The organism is Sphingopyxis sp. YF1 (assembly GCF_022701295.1).
In the GTDB taxonomy this organism is placed as follows: domain Bacteria; phylum Pseudomonadota; class Alphaproteobacteria; order Sphingomonadales; family Sphingomonadaceae; genus Sphingopyxis.
The window spans coordinates 1210741-1227154 of sequence record NZ_CP033204.1 but is presented as its reverse complement, the minus strand read 5'-3'; the positions used below and the strand labels follow the sequence as shown (position 1 = coordinate 1227154).

18 protein-coding genes, 1 tRNA gene and 1 pseudogene are annotated in these 16414 nt (G+C 65.2%); 7 read left to right on the top strand and 13 right to left on the bottom strand.

Annotated features, from left to right (window positions below; all coding sequences use genetic code 11):
- Positions 1 to 51: 51 nt before the first annotated feature.
- A complete protein-coding gene (locus EAO27_RS06050) occupies positions 52 to 384 on the bottom strand; it encodes a cupin domain-containing protein (protein WP_242778211.1) in 333 nt (110 codons plus the stop codon).
- 256 nt (positions 385 to 640) lie between these two features.
- Between EAO27_RS06050 and EAO27_RS06045 the strand changes: the two genes are divergently transcribed.
- Positions 641 to 1384, top strand: a complete 744-nt coding sequence (locus EAO27_RS06045) for a Crp/Fnr family transcriptional regulator (protein WP_242778208.1) — start codon at positions 641 to 643, stop codon at positions 1382 to 1384.
- 156 nt (positions 1385 to 1540) lie between these two features.
- Here the strand turns inward: EAO27_RS06045 and EAO27_RS06040 are convergent, their stop codons facing one another.
- The 5 genes and pseudogenes from EAO27_RS06040 to EAO27_RS06020 form a co-directional block, all read right to left on the bottom strand.
- Positions 1541 to 1726, bottom strand: coding sequence for a hypothetical protein (locus EAO27_RS06040; protein WP_242778205.1), 186 nt, complete (start codon positions 1724 to 1726; stop codon positions 1541 to 1543).
- 90 nt (positions 1727 to 1816) lie between these two features.
- Positions 1817 to 2533, bottom strand: a complete 717-nt coding sequence (locus EAO27_RS06035) for an MFS transporter (RefSeq protein WP_278190131.1) — start codon at positions 2531 to 2533, stop codon at positions 1817 to 1819.
- Positions 2482 to 2625 (bottom strand): annotated as a pseudogene (locus tag EAO27_RS06030) (transposase); the annotation flags it as partial. The pseudogene EAO27_RS06030 and the gene EAO27_RS06035, both read right to left, overlap by 52 nt.
- 119 nt (positions 2626 to 2744) lie before the next feature.
- Positions 2745 to 3023 (bottom strand): hypothetical protein, encoded by a 279-nt coding sequence (locus tag EAO27_RS06025; RefSeq protein WP_242778199.1) that lies wholly within the window; start codon positions 3021 to 3023, stop codon positions 2745 to 2747.
- A 58-nt stretch (positions 3024 to 3081) separates the two neighbouring features.
- Positions 3082 to 3166 (bottom strand) — tRNA-Leu (locus EAO27_RS06020).
- A gap of 133 nt (positions 3167 to 3299) precedes the next feature.
- Between EAO27_RS06020 and EAO27_RS06015 the strand changes: the two genes are divergently transcribed.
- On the top strand, positions 3300 to 4397 hold the full coding sequence (locus EAO27_RS06015) for an AI-2E family transporter (protein WP_242778196.1): 1098 nt from the start codon (positions 3300 to 3302) through the stop codon (positions 4395 to 4397).
- A gap of 121 nt (positions 4398 to 4518) precedes the next feature.
- Here the strand turns inward: EAO27_RS06015 and EAO27_RS06010 are convergent, their stop codons facing one another.
- The 3 genes from EAO27_RS06010 to EAO27_RS06000 all read right to left on the bottom strand — a co-directional run bounded on the left by EAO27_RS06010 (position 4519) and on the right by EAO27_RS06000 (position 7761).
- A complete protein-coding gene (locus tag EAO27_RS06010) occupies positions 4519 to 5973 on the bottom strand; it encodes a coniferyl aldehyde dehydrogenase (RefSeq protein ID WP_242778193.1) in 1455 nt (484 codons plus the stop codon).
- Between the two features lie 640 nt (positions 5974 to 6613).
- Positions 6614 to 7291 carry a hypothetical protein gene (locus EAO27_RS06005; RefSeq protein ID WP_242778190.1) on the bottom strand — a complete coding sequence of 226 codons (678 nt, stop codon included), beginning with the start codon at positions 7289 to 7291 and terminating at the stop codon, positions 6614 to 6616.
- A 71-nt stretch (positions 7292 to 7362) separates the two neighbouring features.
- Positions 7363 to 7761, bottom strand: coding sequence for an Imm39 family immunity protein (locus EAO27_RS06000; RefSeq protein ID WP_242778187.1), 399 nt, complete (start codon positions 7759 to 7761; stop codon positions 7363 to 7365).
- Between the two features lie 227 nt (positions 7762 to 7988).
- Here EAO27_RS06000 and EAO27_RS05995 point away from each other — a divergent pair, with 227 nt between their 5' ends.
- The 4 genes from EAO27_RS05995 to EAO27_RS05980 all read left to right on the top strand — a co-directional run bounded on the left by EAO27_RS05995 (position 7989) and on the right by EAO27_RS05980 (position 11161).
- On the top strand, positions 7989 to 9176 hold the full coding sequence (locus EAO27_RS05995; protein WP_242778184.1) for an acetyl-CoA C-acyltransferase: 1188 nt from the start codon (positions 7989 to 7991) through the stop codon (positions 9174 to 9176).
- Positions 9173 to 10003 carry a hypothetical protein gene (locus tag EAO27_RS05990; RefSeq protein ID WP_242778181.1) on the top strand — a complete coding sequence of 277 codons (831 nt, stop codon included), beginning with the start codon at positions 9173 to 9175 and terminating at the stop codon, positions 10001 to 10003. The genes EAO27_RS05995 and EAO27_RS05990 overlap by 4 nt, the downstream gene beginning before the upstream one ends.
- A gap of 176 nt (positions 10004 to 10179) precedes the next feature.
- Positions 10180 to 10644, top strand: a complete 465-nt coding sequence (locus EAO27_RS05985; protein WP_242778178.1) for a hypothetical protein — start codon at positions 10180 to 10182, stop codon at positions 10642 to 10644.
- Between the two features lie 121 nt (positions 10645 to 10765).
- On the top strand, positions 10766 to 11161 hold the full coding sequence (locus EAO27_RS05980) for a hypothetical protein (RefSeq protein WP_242778175.1): 396 nt from the start codon (positions 10766 to 10768) through the stop codon (positions 11159 to 11161).
- Positions 11162 to 11192: 31 nt separating this feature from the next.
- On the opposite strand, the gene EAO27_RS05975 is transcribed toward EAO27_RS05980, so the two are convergent.
- Complete coding sequence (locus EAO27_RS05975; protein ID WP_242778172.1) at positions 11193 to 11654, bottom strand: SH3 domain-containing protein; 462 nt, start codon at positions 11652 to 11654, stop codon at positions 11193 to 11195.
- 122 nt (positions 11655 to 11776) lie between these two features.
- Between EAO27_RS05975 and EAO27_RS05970 the strand changes: the two genes are divergently transcribed.
- Positions 11777 to 12775, top strand: a complete 999-nt coding sequence (locus EAO27_RS05970) for a D-glycerate dehydrogenase (RefSeq protein WP_242778169.1) — start codon at positions 11777 to 11779, stop codon at positions 12773 to 12775.
- Positions 12776 to 12814: 39 nt separating this feature from the next.
- On the opposite strand, the gene EAO27_RS05965 is transcribed toward EAO27_RS05970, so the two are convergent.
- From EAO27_RS05965 to EAO27_RS05955, 3 genes are all read right to left on the bottom strand, one after another.
- Positions 12815 to 14218 (bottom strand): nitronate monooxygenase, encoded by a 1404-nt coding sequence (locus EAO27_RS05965; protein ID WP_242778166.1) that lies wholly within the window; start codon positions 14216 to 14218, stop codon positions 12815 to 12817.
- A gap of 84 nt (positions 14219 to 14302) precedes the next feature.
- Positions 14303 to 15481 (bottom strand): glycosyltransferase family 4 protein, encoded by a 1179-nt coding sequence (locus EAO27_RS05960; RefSeq protein WP_242778163.1) that lies wholly within the window; start codon positions 15479 to 15481, stop codon positions 14303 to 14305.
- Positions 15478 to 16371, bottom strand: coding sequence for an alpha/beta hydrolase (locus EAO27_RS05955; RefSeq protein ID WP_278190154.1), 894 nt, complete (start codon positions 16369 to 16371; stop codon positions 15478 to 15480). Before EAO27_RS05955 ends, EAO27_RS05960 begins: the two co-directional genes overlap by 4 nt.
- Between the last annotated feature and the right edge of the window lie 43 nt (positions 16372 to 16414).

Genomic DNA, 16414 nt, shown 5'->3' with positions numbered 1-16414 from the left:
AAAACCCCCTGTCCTTTCAACGCGTCCTCGCACGCCCAATGTGGGCGCCAGTCACTTTTTGCCGGATTGATCGAACAATATCGTCAGCAGCAGCGACGTGTCGGTCACCGCCTCCAGCGCGTGCGGTGTGCCGGGATCGAGATACAGCCAGTCGCCGGTCCCAAGTTCGGGCGGCGAACCGCCCTCGAAACGCACATGGCCAGCGATGCAATAAAGCGTCATCGCGCCCGCAACGCGGTGCGAAGCTATTGAATCACCGGCGCGCACAACCAGATGGACGGCCTCGAAAGCCGGCGTGCGCGCAAGCGCCACGGTCCGTGTCGCGGCGTCGCCGATCGACCCCAGACGCACCGGCTCGCCGGATCGCGAATGACGTATCGCCATGATCAATCCTCCCGGACGCAGCGACGTTGCCTGCCCGCGCTCCGCCACGATCGAAACCAATTGCGCCCGCCGAAAATCGCCCGCAACCTGCTCTCCGCGGTTTCAGCCGCGCGGCGACCGGGGTGCCGCAGATCCAGCGGTCCCGGCCCGACGATTTCTCCGCACTCCGGACAGAACATCTGCCATTCTCCATTCGCGCCGAAATCGGGTGTGCATCCGACCGCCCGGAAAATAGCGCGAAACGCACAAGTGCAATTTGCGCTGGCGCAAACAGGGCCTTAGGGTCTGCCCCGTGACGACCATTTCCCGTCCCGACGCCGATGATCTGGCCGGCCTTGCACTGATGGCGGCGCTCCCTGCCGATATCCGGCGCAAGACCGCTGCAGCGGCGCAGATGCGGCGGATTCCCGGGAATATGCGGATCTTCGACCAGGGCGAGCACGCCGGCCGCGCCCATGCATTGCTGTCGGGCAGCGTTCGCATCACGCAATCCGGAAGCGACGGCGAAGAAATATTGATCCGCCTGATCGGCCCGGGTGAAATATTCGGCTGCGTACCGGTACTGACCGACGGACTTTATCCCGCCGATGCAACGACGATGACCGACTCGGTCGAAATCAGCTGGGATCCTCTCGCCCTGCTGGCGCTGATGGAACAGCATTCAGGCGTAGCGATCAACATGATCGCAATCCTCGGCAAGCGTATCGGCGAAACGCAGGAACGGCTGCGCGAGCTGGCGACGCAGAGCGCCGATCGCCGGGTCGCACGCACCCTGTTGCGGCTGCTCGATCAGGCCGGCCGCCCGACCGGTGATGGCATCCGGATCGAATTTCCACTGCGGCGCAAGGACATTGCAGACATTGCGGGAACGACGCTTCACACCGCCAGCCGAATTCTTGCGAATTGGGAGCGTCGGGGCCTGCTGGCCAGCCGGAGGCAGGGGCTGATTATAGTGTCACCCGAGACAATAAGCAGGATCGCCGAGGCCCCGGGCGGCTGAGCCGGCAAAGACGCCACACCATCCCGAGCCGGCATCCTTGCGCAAGCCGGAAATGCGCCCGGGTAGCGGCAGGCGAGGCGGGCCGAAAAGGGCCTAGCAGAAAACCGTCTCTCCGGCCCCGCCGTGGCGCACGCCAATGGAGAGATTACAAGGGCTTCAATCCACCGCTGTGCGGGGCATAAGCTGTGCAGATCGCCAGAATGCCGCGGCGCCGATGACGGAGACGGCGGGAACCAGGATCAGAGCAAAGCGCAAGGTTTCGTCCACCCCGTAATCCTTGAGCACGTCGGAGATCAGACCGACCAAGCCCGCCCTGAGCGAAAGACCGCCCAGGTTCGTCACGATGATCCCCAGCGAGGCGGCAAGGGCGCGCGAGTCATCGGGCGCAAGGTTTTGCTGAGCCGCGTGGATGGGTATCGAGTAGCCCTGAATTCATATCGCCGGCAACGCGAAGGCCAGGATCGAAACCATCGGAGACGGAGCGAAGAGCGTCACGAACATGAAAGGCGCGCCGATCAGCAGCAAAAGCACGCACAGCTTGTTTGGCGCGGCCAAGTCCGTCTTGCTCCAATGACCGGCCAGTGCACCAATGACCAGCCCGCCGCCGATCCCGGTTACGCCGACGACGATCCCCAGCCAGAACCCGGTCGTTGAAGGCGTCCAGTCATGCACCCGCATGTAGAAAGAAGGCAGCCTGGTGAAGGAATACATGGCCATCGAGCCGAACAGCGTCCCGACGAGCAACCACCGGTAGGCGCCGATGGAGAGCAGGCTCCGCGCTTGCACCAGCAGGGGCGGACTCTTGGTGTCGTTCTTGGGCTTCAGCCTGCGAGGCTCCGGCATCAACGCGACGACAAGGATCGCGACCGCAACGCCGATGCCGCCGAACATCACAAACGCCTGGCGCCAGCCCCACTGCTCGATGATGTAACCACCGAACCAGAGGGCCACGAAAGAGCCGATCGACGAGCCCAAGCCGGCAATCGCGAGCGCCAGCGGACGTTTCACCGGAGGAAATACGTCGCCGATGAGAGCGTACATCGTCGGCGTCGCAGCCGCCTCTCCCGACGCGCCTGATCGATCTTCAGGCCACCCTATTCCTTGCGCCAACGACAATAGGTCTGCTCGCTGATCGCGATCCGCCGACACGCTTCCGCCGTCGTGGCGCCCTGCGCCAGCACAACCTCCGCTTCACGCAGCTTGCCGATAATCTCTTCCGGGCGGTGCTTCTTGGCCGGCATTCACATTTTCCTTCGTAATCCAAAATATCATCAATTTTGGACCACTCAGAAGGGGCAGATCAGAACAGCCTCCGTCGTCGACCGTATCCGTGTCTCTTTCACCATGGATTGCAGATAGCTTATTGTTGGGAGAGGCGGAAATCCCATGCGGCGATCTCCATTCCAAAAAGCAGACATTGCGGCGACATGATGCGATCGAAAACGGCATTGCCGGCGTGGACGATCTGGACCTCAAGGATCGCATAGAGACTCTCGAGGCGACAAGCGATCAGGCAGAGACCGCCGCGGCATGGGCGACGGCGTCGCTCAGCGCTGAATGCCCGAAGGCGGTTGCACAGCAGGTGAAAGTGCCGGCTGACGAGGTTCGAATTCTCGGCTCCAAGCGCAATCTGCTGCAAGCGCTCGTCGCGGAGGTTGCGAAAAAAATCGTGCGCGGTGCCCGGCTTTGTTCCGAAATGGTGCCCCTGGCCGGACTCGAACCAGCACTCCTTGCGGAACTCGATTTTGAGTCGAGCGCGTCTACCAATTTCACCACAGGGGCCCGTGGAGGCGCGGTGGTTTCGATTCACCCCCGCGCCGGTGCGTGCAGCCGTTGCCACAACAGCCCCCTCGCCGTCCAGCGATAAGCGCACGGCGGCGGTTGCGTGCGGCGACGGCGCCGATAAGGTGCGCGCATGACCGAAAAAACCAGGCCGCCGACGGCGCCCGCCGCGAAACCCCGTGCAAAAGCCGAACCCGCGCCGGGCTTCGGCCCCGGGCGGATCGCCGGAGCGACGCTGATCATACTCGCGATCACCGGGGTCGCGTTGCTGCTGATCGAGCTCACGCGCTTCTTCATGCTCGTCTTCGCGGCGGTGGTACTCGGCGCGATCTTCGATGCGATCGCCGACTGGATTCACCGAAAGACACGGATCGGACGCGGCATTGCGCTCGCGCTGTCGGTGGCGGGGATCGTCGCGATCTTCGCCGGGGCCTTCATGCTGTTCGGATCGCAGCTTGCCAGCGAGGTCGATACGATCCGCCAGAAAATTCCCGCCGCGCTGCAGGGGGTCGAGGCGTTCCTCGACCGCTACGGGCTCGGTGAACAGGTGCGCGAGCTCGCCGCGGTCGGCGGCGACGACATCTCGCGCCTCGCTTCGCAGGCGGGCGGCTATGCGCTTGCGGCGGGAAGCGGCATCGCCGATTTCGTGCTTGTGCTCGTCGCGGCGATCTTCCTCGCGGGCGATCCCGCGACCTACCGGCGCGGCCTCCTCCTCCTCCTGCCGCAACGCGCCGAGGAAACGGCGTCGCTCGCGATCGGCGATGCGGCGCGCGGGCTCAAGGGCTGGATGCTCGGGCAGGCGGTGTCGTCGCTCGTCGTCGCGGCGCTGACCTGGGCGGGGCTCGCGGCGCTCGGCGTGCCCGCCGCGGGCGGGCTCGGGCTGATCGCCGGGCTGCTCGACATCATCCCAATGGTCGGGCCGATCATCGCCGGGGTGCCCGCGGTGCTGCTCGCCTTCACCGTGTCGCCGATGACCGCGCTGTGGACCTTGCTGCTTTTCCTTGCCATCCAGCAGCTCCAGGGCAATTTCCTGCAGCCGATGATCCAGAAACAGGCGGTCGACGTGCCGCCCGCGGTGCTGCTCTTCGCGGTGGTCGCGGCGGGCATCCTGTTCGGCTTCCTCGGCGTGCTGCTCGCGGCGCCGCTGACGGTGGTCGTCTATGTGCTGGTCCAGCGCATCTATGTGAAGACTTTGCTCGGCAAGGATATCAAGATCGCCGGGAAGGATTGACCTTGCCGCCAAAAAACTTCGTCATTGCGAGGAGCCGGAGGCGACGCGGCAATCCAGAGGAGCGTAAACCGCTCTAGATTGCTTCGCTTCGCTCGCAATGACGAGGTTTAGAAATCGAAGCCTATTTCTTCAATTCCTTCGCCAGCGTCTTTGCGGTCGCCTTGCCATAGGGCGGCTTGAAGCCCGCAAGCCCCGCGACGTCGAGCTTGGGCTGACGATAGACCGCACGCGCATGGCTGAAGGTCCTGAAACCGTCGAGGCCGTGATAATTGCCCATCCCCGACGGGCCGACCCCGCCGAAGGGCAGATCCTCCATCGCATTGTGGAACAGGACGTCGTTGACCGTGACGCCGCCAGAGATGGTGCGCGACAGCACGCGCTCCTCCTCGCTCTTGTCCTGCCCGAAATAATAGAGGCCAAGCGGGCGGTCGTTCGCGTTCACATAATCGATCGCCTCGTCGATCGTCTTGTACGTCTTCACCGGCAGGATCGGGCCGAAGATTTCCTCCTGCATCACCTTCATGTCGTCGGTCGGGTTGCGCACGATGTGGAGCGGCATCTTGTGGCCGTTGGCGCTCGCGAAATCCTCGTTCCCCGGATTGACCTCGATCACCTCGGCGCCCTTCTCGCGCGCGTCGGCGAGATAGGATTGCAGCCGGTCGTAGTTGCGGACGTTGACCACCGAGGTGTAATCGTCGTTCGCCAGCATCGTCGGATAGAGCGCGGCCGCGCCCCTGGTGACGCTGTCGATGATCTCCCCCTCCTGATCCTCCGCGACGAGCAAATAGTCGGGGGCAAGGCAGATCTGCCCCGCGTTCATCAGCTTGCCGAGCGCGACGCGCTGGCCCGCCTGTTCCTTGTTCGCGCTGCGCCCGACGAAGGTCGGCGACTTGCCGCCGAGTTCGAGCGTCACGGGGACGAGATTATCGGCGGCGGCGCGCATGATATGCTTGCCGACGCTGGTGGCACCGGTGAAGATCATATGGTCGAAGGCGAGCTTCGAGAAGGCGACCCCGACGTCGGCATCGCCGGTGAACACTGCCATCTCGCTCTCGTCGAAATAGTCAGGCACCAGCCGCGCGATCAGCCCCGCGACATTTTCGGTATATTCCGACGGCTTGATCATCGCACGATTGCCCGCAGCGAGGATGCCCGCCATCGGCACGAACACCATGCCGACGGGGAAATTCCACGGCGCGACGACGCCGACGACGCCCTTGGGCTGATAGACGACCTCGGCCTTGGCGCCGAGCAGCCCGAGCGGAAAGGTCGGCTTGCGCTTCTCGCCCTTCGCCCACGCCGCCATATGCTTTTTTGCATGTTTGAGCGCACTGACCGAGGGCATGATGTCGGTCATCAGCGTCTGTTCGCGGCTGCGATGCCCGAAATCCTCGCTCACCGCTTTCGCGAATTCCTCGGCATGGTCGACGAGCAGCGCGATCGCGCGGTCGATGCGGTCGGTGCGAACGCCAAGGCTCTCGGGCATGGCGGCGGTAAAGCTCACCTTCTGCGCCGCGAGCACCTCGTGCATGCGCGCGGCTTCGCCGGCGATATCCTGCTTGATGGCGGTGGCCATGACCCGTCTCCCCTATGTTCTGTCGCGCATGTTTGACCATGACGCACGGCGGGTTGCAAGTTGAAACGCGCTGCCACGCGGCACGGAGCGCAGGGGCAAAGCGCGCCGTTTCTTCCGGAAGGTCACAAAGGTCACGCCACGTCCCCCTTCTCTTTCGCTCCCCGGCCCGCGCAGCCAGGGCGCGGCGGCAGAGAATGAGAGAGGCATATGGGTCATCGGCCAGTTTGGAGCATGGCGGGATATTTTAGGAAAGCGAATATTTCGGGACCGTGACGGATGGGTACGGCCCATTGATCCTCCCGGTCGCGCAGCGATGGGGAGGTGGCAGCGCGGAGCGCTGACGGAGGGGCGAAAGACGCGACCTCGCGGCCCCTCCACCACCGCCTGCGGCGGCGGTCCCCCTCCCCATGGCTTCGCCACAGGGAGGATTGGCGGAAAGCGACCGGTCATTGCCGTGCCCCGGCGAAAGCCGGGGCCCAGAGCGGAACTACGCAACGCTGACGTTCTGACGCCCTGGCCCCCGGCTCTCGCCGGGGTACAAATTGAGAGCAAACGTCCGCTTTCCACCCCGAAATCGCCGCTCGGCGTTGGTCGGGGGCAACGCCAAAAACGACCGGTTGCGGACATTGGTGCCACAGATTTACGCATCCCTATGCTCGTCAATCCACTGGCGTGCCAAATGAAAGAAACTTACAACTTTTCCGTCGGCGGTACTGCGAGCGGGGCCACCCCATTGCTTTATGGAAATCGCTAGTTCGCAAAGCTTGGCGGCTTCTTCTCCTTCCCCCGCTAAAATTAGTGCCGCAACTTGATTGGCCGATACATGTCCGGCGGGCGCCGCGGAAAAATCGGCGAAGTCCGCCAGCGTTAACGCTTCGACGCGAACCGGCATCGTCTTTGAAAATTCTGCGGCAAGCTCGATCATGCGATCAAGACCGCCATCGCCTTCGATCGAACTACTGAACATTGGAACGACCAAACAGTGGGGACCACGAGCGCGGAGGGACAATGATGTCCCATCTAATCCTTCGAAGCCGAGAATGCGGCTCATCAGGTCATCAATAGCAAACGGCTTGACCGTGGCAGAGATTTTTGAACTGTTTCGTTCAGTTGAGATTTCTGGATCCAGATAAACGAACCAATCGCCAATCCGCTTGAACGAAGTCGGCTTAAGATAGCCCCAACCAGCAGCCTTTGCTTCCCGTTTCCACGCCGCATCAAACAGTTTTCCGAGTTGGCGGCGCGCCCGCTTCTCTGCTCCGTTTAGCTTCGTTTCACTCATGTGTTTCCCCAATATCGGCTGCATGGCGTAGCTCACATTGTGTCCGCCTCACAGCCCAAAGTCGCCGTTCGCCGCCGATTTGGATTGATTCGACCGACTGCGGACGTTCAAGATGGGCTCAGGAGAGCCCGCAGCGCATCTGTTTTAAGCCCATATTTTTCGCCGGCGTGGATCAACGCCGCCAACGTGGCCCTCCTGTAAACCAGCGCCATATCGTCCTCCGAAACGCCGAGGAGGTTTTGAACGTCGACTTCAATAGCAAGAGGTAAGTCACCGTGCTTCTGATTGATGGCCCCATAAGATGGCTCGGGCTCATCGACTAATCCATACCTAACGATAAGACTTACCCACTTGAACGGAGCGCCTTCGAGATAACCGGACGCAACCATCTCCCGTTCAAGGTCATCGCGCACGCGACTAGCAGCCGCACTGTTTGCACTAGCTGGTCGTATTTTTGCTAAGGTTAGGGATACCCCTCCAAGAACCAGCTTTCTGTCATGGGGCATCTCTGTCCTATCGCTCTACTTGCAGTAGCAATCTACCTGCCTTGGATCGATCAAGAAGGAAACGTCCGCTTCCCACCCCAAAACTGCCCCGCTTGTCGGTGACCACGACCCCTTGTTTCCCGCTCCCGAGAAAGCCTTGGGCCGGCAATCACCCTCCCCCTTTCGCAAGTGCAGCATTTGGGCTAATCGGGCCGCCGAAACTGGTTTCCCCTACGGAGTCTCTCGCCATGACCGCCACCGATCCCGTCGTTTTCCTCTCCTATGCCCGCACCCCGATGGGCGGCATGCAGGGCGCGCTGTCGGACGCGAGTGCGACCGACCTCGGCGCCACCGCGGTCAAGGCGGCGGTCGAGCGCGCGGGCGTGTCGGGCGACGACATCGAGCGCATCTATATGGGCTGCGTGCTGCCCGCCGGGCTCGGCCAGGCGCCGGCGCGCCAGGCCGCGATCAAGGCCGGCCTGCCCAAGTCGGTGCAGGCGACCACCGTCAACAAGGTGTGCGGTTCGGGCATGCAGACCGTGATCATGGGCGCCGAAGCGCTCGCCGCCGGCAGCATCGACCTCGTCGTCGCGGGCGGCATGGAATCGATGACCAACGCGCCCTATCTGCTCAAGAAGCACCGCTCGGGCGCGCGCATCGGGCACGATACCGCCTATGACCATATGTTCCTCGACGGGCTCGAGGACGCTTATGAAGCAGGCCGCGCGATGGGCACCTTTGCGCAGGATACCGCCGACGCCTATCAGCTGACGCGCGAAGCGCAGGATGCCTATTCGATCGAATCGCTGAAGCGCGCGCAGGCGGCGATCGCCGACGGTGCCTTTACCGGCGAGATCGTTCCGGTGACGCTCAAGACGCGCGCGGGCGAGGTCGTCGTCGACACCGACGAGGCCCCCGGCAAGGGCCGCCCCGACAAGATCCCGACACTCAAGCCCGCCTTTGCCAAGGACGGCACGATCACCGCGGCGACCAGCTCGTCGATCTCCGACGGCGCCGCCGCGGTCGTGCTGACGCGCCAGTCGGTCGCCGATGCCAAGGGCGCGAAGCCCGTCGCCCGGCTGGTCGCGCACGCCGCGCACGCGCAGGAACCCAAGGATTTCACGATCGCCCCCGTCGGCGCGATCAACAAGGTGCTGGCCAAGGCCGGCTGGACGATCGCCGACGTCGACCTGTTCGAAGTCAACGAAGCCTTTGCCTGCGTCGCGATGTTCGCGATGCACGACCTCGGCATCGCGCATGAGAAAATCAACGTCCATGGCGGCGCGACCGCGCTCGGCCACCCGATCGGCGCGAGCGGCACGCGCATCATCACGACGCTGATCGCCGCGCTCCAGCGCCACGGCAAGACGCGCGGTATCGCGAGCCTGTGCATCGGCGGCGGCGAAGCCACCGCGGTCGCGATCGAGCTGGTTTGATCCGCACGCTGATCCTGCCGCTCGCGCTCGCACTGGGCGCAGCGGCGCCAGCGCTGGTCAAGCCCGGGGGCGAGGCGGCGGTTTCGCCGTCTGCCGAAGAACAGGCCGACATCGCCCTGGCGACCGCGCGGGCGAAGCTCCTCTATCGCTACGATCAGGCTGCTTGGCACACCACCGACGCCCTGCGGCGCGACGTGCCCGGGGAAGCGCTCGCGACGATCCGCGGCTGGGTCGTCACGCCCGATGGCGACGACTATCGCGTCACCTATTATTCGGGCGACGCCGGGACCGAACATCGCGCCGTCTATTCGGCGGTCTGGACCGGCGCGACAGATATCCGCGACCGCAGGGTCCACGAAGCCGGCGACAGCCAGCTGTCGCCCGAACAGGCACGGCTGGCCGCGGCGTCGGATGCGGTGCCCGAACAAGGGCCGCTTCGCTGCGCCGACCGGCGCTTCAACCGGGTTGTCCTGCCGCGATCGAGCGCCGACGGGCCCGATCTCGTCTATCTGCTCACCCCGCAGACCGAAACCGGCACCATTCCGCTCGGCGGGCATCACCGCAGCGCGGTGAAGGATGGAAAGATCCTGTCGTCGCGCGCCTTCTCCAACAGCTGTATCGCCATGCCGCTCGACGCGAAGGCCGAAGGGTTCGTGATTTCGCACCTCCTCGACCCCACGCCGACCGAGATCCATTTCTTCTCGGTCTTTGCCGGACGGACGCCGGTCTATGTGATCACGACGCAGAATGAACGTTTGTGGATGGCCGAAATCGTCGACGGCGAACCGCGGGCGCGGCTGGTCGACGCGGATGTGCCGATCTTCTGAAAGTTGCACGGTTCGGGCCTGGCCATGAACCGCCTCGTCGCATCGCCGCGACAAATTGCGACACTAATGTCCTCAAAATAAACGCGGCATTCCGGCGGCGTTCAAACCCGCGCGCCTAGTCCTCTTCCTGTCATCGGGCAGATCCCCTCCCCCCTGACGTGAAAAGGAATGGCACCATGAAGAGCAAATTTCTCACCGCCGGCCTGATCGCCGCGATGATGGTCCCCGCGGTGGCGCAGGCCCAGACGCGCGAGATCGAACGCGACCGCCGCGAGGTCCGCGAGGAACGCCGCGACTATCGCGATGCGCAGCGCTACGGCGACCGCAAGGACGTCCGCGAAGCGCGCCGCGACTATAACGACGCGCGCAAGGATTATCGCGAGAGCGTCCGCGACTGGCGCCAGGACAAGCGCTACCAGAATTATCGTGCGCCCTTCCGCTACCAGCAGTTCCGCGTCGGTTCGACGCTGCGATCCAGCTATTACGCGCCGAACTATCGCCCGGCGTGGGACAGCCGCTGGGGCGTGCCGCGCGCGGGCCGGTTCCAGACCTATGTCCGCCACTACAACGACCTGCTGCTCGTCAACACCCGCAACGGCAAGGTGATCCGGGTCTATCGCAACCACTTCCGCTGGCGCTGAACCAGCGGGTCATGGGGAGGGCCGGACGGGAAACCGTCCGGCCCTTTTTGCATGGCAGCGCACGTTGCACGCGCATGGCATGCGGTCTATTCTTCCCGCTCCCAGCAAGGGAGTGACCAACATGCGAACGCTTATCCTGGTCGCGGCGCTGACGGCGTTGGCCGCCTGCTCGCAAAAACCTGAAGAGACGAAGGAAACCGCCGCGCCCGCGACGGCCCCCACGCCGGCGCCGGTGGCGTCCGACTCGGCGACAAAACCCGGCAGCTATGACGTCAAAATGGCCGACGGTTCGGCGGCGACAACGGTGATCAACGCCGACGGAACCTATGTCGATACCGACGCCAAAGGCGGTACTGCCAAGGGTCGCTTTGCGGTCAAGGATGGAAAGGACTGCTTCGACCCCGACGGCGACGAAGGCGAAACATGCTGGACCGTGTCGGCCGCGGGTGCCGACGGCAGCTTTACCGCCACCGATCCCAAGGGAACGACGGTCACGGTATCGCCGAAGAAGAACTGACTGTCGCGGGACTGCCGGTCGCGCGACCGGATCAGTCGCCCCAGATATGGTCGGTCTCGATCCAGCCGCGGCGCCCCCTGACGTCGAACCGGCACCAGCCGTTGGCGCAGTCGGTGATCTTGCCGACCACGCCGGGTTCGGCGCGAAAGGCGACGGCGGCCGAAGCGCTCGGCGCTTCGCGCATCGGGCGGACACCGCCGGTGACGATCGCGGTGCGCGCACGGCTGAGCAGGCGCGCCGCCATCCAGCCCTGCGTCCCGTCGGGATCCTCGATCTTGCGCCAGGTTTCGTGCCGCGCGATCACCTTCACCGGCAGGTCCTTGCGGCGATATTCCCAGATCACCGGAACGTCCTGCGACGGCCCCTTGCGCATGCGCGCCTCGTCGACGCTGATCGACGCCCAATAGGGCAGCTCGGGGTCGGATTGCGCCGCCGCCGGTCCCACCACGGCGAGGCAGAGGATGAAAGTCAGGTATTTTCGGCTGGTCATCATCAACCCTTGTTGCAAGCGCGCCCATTTTTCAACCGTCGGTGTCGGCCGCGCGGCGGCTTTCCCACAATCGTCGTACGCGCGCGCCCCTTGACCGTTCCCGCGCCGCGCGCTCTATCGGCGGCATGCCCGATTCTTCCCGTCCCAAGCGCCCGCGCGTCATCGTCACCCGCCAGTTGATGCCGCATGTCGAGGGCCGCATGGCCGAACTGTTCGACGTCGCGCTGTCGGCGCGCGACCATGCCTTTTCGGTCGAGGAGCTCAAGGCCGCGGTCGCCGACTGCGACGTGCTGGTCCCCACCGTGACCGACGAGATCGACGCCGGCATCATCGCCGCCGCGGGCGAGCGGCTGAAGCTCATCGCCAATTTCGGCGCCGGGGTCGACCATATCGACCTCGCCGCCGCGCGCGCGAAGGGGATCATGGTGTCGAACACGCCGGGGGTCTTCACCGAGGATACCGCCGACATGACGATGGCGCTGATCCTGAGCGTGCCGCGCCGGCTGGCCGAGGGCGAGAAACTGATGCGCTCGGGCCAGTGGGCCGGCTGGGCGCCGAGCACGATGCTCGGCCACCGCGTCGGCGGCAAATTGCTCGGCATCATCGGCATGGGGCGCATCGGCCTCGCCGTCGCGCGGCGCGCGCGCGCCTTCGGCCTGTCGATCCACTACCACAACCGGCGGCGCCTGCCCGAAGCGGTCGAGGAGGAACTGGGCGCGAGCTATCATGCCAGCGTCGACACGCTGCTGCGGATCAGCGACATCGTCACCATCCACTGCCCGCACACGAGCGAGACGCACGAGATGGTGAGCGCCGCGCGCATCGCGGCGATGAAACCCACCGCCTATCTGATCAACACCGCGCGCGGCGAGATCGTCGACGAAAAGGCGCTGATCGCGGCGCTCAAGGCGGGGCGCATCGCGGGCGCGGGTCTCGACGTCTACACCCACGAACCCGCGGTCGACCCCGAACTGCTCGCGCTCGACAATGTCGTGCTGCTGCCGCACCTCGGCTCGGCGACGATCGAGGGGCGCGAGGCCTCGGGCGAGAAGGTCATCGCCAACATCCGCGCCTGGTGCGACGGCCACCGCCCGCCCGATCAGGTGCTGGAGGGGTGGGCGTAACGCCGCCGCCCCCGCCTGCGCGGGGGCGCGACGGCAGCCTCAATCCCCCGTCAAAATCCGGTCGACGAGCTGCTTCACCGTCGGGGTGAAGTTGTTCGAGTAGAAGGGATCGGTCTTGAAGTTGAACGCGGCGTGGCCCGCGAACATCAGATTCTGCTCGACGTCGCCGCCGTGCGCGATGTCCTGGAGCGTCTTCTGGATGCAGAAGCTGCGCGGGTCTGCGAGATAGCCGGTGGTGTAATCGTCATGGTCCTTCCACGACGAGAAGCCGCAATGCGACAGGCACCCCATGCAATCGGTCTGGTCCTTGCGGATCACCGCCTTGTCTTCCTCGGTCACGAAGACGACAGTGTTGTCGGGGGTCTTGAGCGCCGCGGTATAGCCTTCGGCCGCCCAGTCGCGTGCCCTTGCCCGATCATGCGGAGTGACCCAGAAATTCTTGCCCTTCACCCCGACGTCGAGCTGGACGATATGGTCGCCCGCTTCCTGCTTCGAATAGGGAATCTGGCGTTCCGAGCGCGCCTCGAGGTCGCGCAGGAAAGGGGTGCGCACCGCGCTCGAATAAAAGCCGGTGGGCGAAAAACGGTGGAGCAGCACGTCGCCGTCGTCGAGCGTGCGCAGCCGGTCCTTCCAGCCCTGCGGGATCGGGCTTTCCTCGGTCAGCAGCGGCCGGGTACCGAACTGGAAGACGATCTGGCCGAGTTCGGGATTGTCGATCCAGTCCTCCCAGTCGCGCAGATACCAGACGCCGCCCGCCATCACGATCGGCACGCTGTCGGCGATGCCCTCGCCGCGCATCACGTCGCGCACCGCCTTGACCCGCGGATAGGGGTCCTGCGGCACCAGCGGGTCTTCGGCGTTCGACAGGCCGTTGTGGCCGCCCGCGAGCCACGGATCTTCGTAGACCACCGCGCCCAGCAGGTGCGGCACCTTGTGATAGGCGCGCTTCCACAACGCGCGGAAAGCGCGTCCCGAGCTGATGATCGGCAAATAGAGGACATTGTGGCGCTCGGCGATTTCGCTGAGCTTGTACGGCATCCCCGCGCCGCAGGTGACCCCGGCCACCAGTCCCTTGGTCTGCGCCAGCACGCCTTCGAGGATCTGCTGCGCGCCGCCCATTTCCCAGAGCACGTTGATGTTGATCGCGCCCTTGCCGCCCGCAATCTCGTGCGCGCGCTTGACCTGTTCGACCGCGCCCGCGATCGCATATTGGATCAGCTCGTCGTGGCGTTCGCGTCGCGTCAGCGCGTGATAGATTTGCGGGATGATCTTGCCTTCGGCGTCGTAGCTGTCGGCGTTGACCGCCGACACGGTGCCGATGCCGCCCGCCGCCGCCCAGGCGCCACTCGACATATGGTTGGTCGCCGACACGCCTTTCCCGCCCTCGACCAGCGGCCAGACTTCGCGGCCGCCATACAGGATGGGCTTCAAACCTTTGAACACTTCAGACCCTCTTTCTCTCCGCCCGCCGCGTTGTCGCGCGGGTCCCCGATTGCCGTTTCCGTAAGCGGAAGACCGGCGCCTTTGTCAATCGGCGCCGCCCCATCGCCCGCTGAACGGGCCATAACCTTCAAGCGCGCGAGCATAGAGGCTTTCATACGCCGCGACCATCGTTGTTTCGTCGAAGCATTCGCCCGCGACGCGCCTGTTTTCGGCGCCGACGGCCGCCCGCAGCGCCGGATCGCGCGCCATTTGCGCCAGCGCGGCGCGAAACGCCGCTTCGTCGGCCGCGACGAAAGGCCGGTTCGCACCGGACACCATCGCGGCGACGTCGCCGACCGCAGGACTGACGACCGGCAGGCCCGCGGCCATCGCCTCGATCACCGCGATCGGCGCCTGTTCGCTGAGCGACGACAGCGCAAGCAGGTCGAAATGGCCGATCCAGCGTTCGGGGTGCGCCATGAAACCCGGCATGAAGAGCCGGTCTGCAAAGCCGCACGCCGCGGCCTCGGCGGCGATTGCGGCGCGTTCGGGTCCCTCGCCGACGATCACCAGCCTGACATTCCGCGGCAGCTCCGCGACCGCACGCACCAGCCGCGGCAGGTCCTTCACCTTGCGCAGGCCGGCAACGGTGCCGATCACCACCTCGCCCTCGCGCCGCTCGAAACCGGGGATCGGCACACTCGGCCCTTTCCCATATACCGCGGTGTCGATGCCGTTGCGGATCAGGCGGGTGCGGTCGCCCGCCCCCCATTCGTCGGCGGCGATGCGCTGCAACAGCGTCGAGGGGACCACGACCGCCTGCGCGGTACGCAGTCCAATCCGGCGGAACAGGTTGCGTTTCCAGTTACGCCGGACGCTTTCATCCTCGTTGAAGCCATCCTCGTGATGGATCAGTTCGGGCATGCTGTGCCACCAGCGCGAAACATGGCAGCGACGCGCCATCACCCCGTCCATCGCCCCCCAGTTATAGCTGAGGACCAGATCGAAACCGGTCATGTAGCGCGCCAGATCGCGATAGCGTGCGAGCGATGGTTTGCCGTGCAGCGGCGGCGCATCCGCGGGAAAATCGACGACGATCCCCGGCGCGATCGCATCGCGGGCGCCGAGCGCGTCGGGCATCGCCGACAGGATCGTATGATGCGCACGGTCGCCCATCAGGTTCATCAGGCGGACCGCCCGCGCCTCCTTGCCGCCGAGCGAGAAACTCGAATGAAGGTGCAGGATGCGGATCGGCCAGGGCGTTTCGGGCTCTTCCGCGCTCACGTCGCCGGAAGCTCCGCGAGCCAGGTGTCGATCGCGGCGCGCGCCTCGTCCTCGTCCATCGTCGGGGCGTGACCGACCCCCGGGACCTCGACCAGGCGAGCATGCGCCAGTTCCGCGGCCATTTTTTGCGCCGGTCCGCGGGCGAGAATGTCGGACAGCGCGCCGCGCAGGATCAGCAGCGGGATGTCCGCGAGCGCGCGATAGGCAGGCCACAGGTCGACGCCCGCGTCGCCGCCGTTCGGGACGCGCAGCGGTGCCGCGATCTGCTTGTCATAATCGGTGACGATACGCCCTTCGGCGGTGAGGCGGTGCGTGCGCTTGGTCAGCCGCAGCCAGTCGTGAATGCCATATCCCGGATAGACCGCGGCGTTGAGTTCGGCAAAGGCGCGCGCCGCGTGCATCCAGGTCGGCTGGCTGCCGCCGGCGCCGATATAGTCGCGGATGCGGTCGAGCCCCGCCGTTTCCAGTTCGGGGCCGACGTCGTTGAGCACCGCGCCGACCAGCCGGCCGGGCTGCGTCGCCGCGAGCAGCATCGTCACCAGCCCGCCGAGCGAGGTGCCCACGGCGGCGAAACGTCCGATGTCGAGATCGTCCAGCAGCGCCACCACGTCCTGCACATAGGTCAGCGGGACATAGGTCATCGGGTCCTTCGCAAAGGCGCTGTCGCCGCGCCCGCGAAATTCGACCGAGATCACGCGGCGATGCTGCGCCATGTGCGGCGCCAGCCCCTCGAAGTCGCGGGCATTGCGTGCAAGCCCGGGCATGCAGAGGATCGGCGGAGCCCCCGATGCGGCATCGGGTCCGGCATGGATGCGCGCGTGCAGGCGCACGCCGTCGGCGGACCACCAATAATGGTCCGTCCAGTCGCGGAAATCCTGCCTGACCGAAATAGTGCTTCCCCCTTGTCCATCGCGTTGCCCGTCCCGGCGCGCG